This window comes from Janthinobacterium sp. CG3 (genome assembly GCF_000344615.1).
In the GTDB taxonomy this organism is placed as follows: Bacteria; Pseudomonadota; Gammaproteobacteria; order Burkholderiales; family Burkholderiaceae_D; genus Janthinobacterium.
Genome location: NZ_KB467825.1, coordinates 163,647 through 164,479 on the forward strand (window position 1 = coordinate 163,647; position 833 = coordinate 164,479).

At 66.9% G+C, this 833-nt stretch carries 1 protein-coding gene; it reads right to left on the bottom strand.

What is annotated here, in order from left to right; translation table 11 throughout:
• Nucleotides 1-833 (bottom strand): AMP-binding protein (locus JANGC3_RS33405; protein ID WP_198292106.1); only part of this gene is annotated, 833 nt, incomplete at both ends.

The window sequence follows — 833 nt, forward strand, 5'->3', positions numbered from 1 at the left end:
GTGTGCAGGAAGTTGACGACGCCGCGGTGCGGCACCTGCACGCCCTTGGGCTTGCCGGTCGAACCCGAGGTGTAAATGACATACGCGATGTGCTCGCCCTCTACCGGATACTCCGGATTGCCGCCGGCATGCCGGGCCGCCATCGGCCAGTCGCGGTCCATGCAAAACAGTTGGGCGGAACAGTCCGGCAAGCCCTTGAGCAGGCTCTCCTGGCTGATCAATACGCGCGGATGCGCGTGCTCCAGCATATACGCCAGCCGGGCGCTCGGATAGGCCGGGTCCAGCGGCACGTAGGCGCCGCCGGCCTTCAGGATGCCCAGCAGCGCGACTACCAGGTCCGCCGAACGCTCCAGGCACACGCCGACCAGGGTTTCCGTCGTAACGCCGATATCGCGCAAATGACCGGCCAGTTGATTGGCGCGCCCATTCAGTTCGGCGTAGCTGAGTTCCACCCCGTCGAACGCCACGGCGACACGGTCCGGCGTGCGCGCCGCCTGGGCTTCGACCATGCCGTGTAGCGTATCCAGGGGATAGGCGCGCGCCGTGTCGTTCCAGTCCAGCAGCAACTGGCGCCGCTCGGCGTGCGGCAGCAGCGGCAGGTCCGCCACGCGCATGTCCGGCTCGGCTACCACCGCTTCCAGCAGGCGCGTCAAATGGCCTGCCATCCTTTCTACCGTTGTCGCGTCGAACAGGTCGGTGCTGTATTCGAACGCGCTCAGCAATTGCCCACCCTCTTCCCGCACATTCCAGGTCAGGTCGAACTTGGCCGGCGCCTCCGCGGCTGGCAACGCTTCGAGGGTCAGGCCCGGCAGCGCCAGTCCGCTCAACGGTGC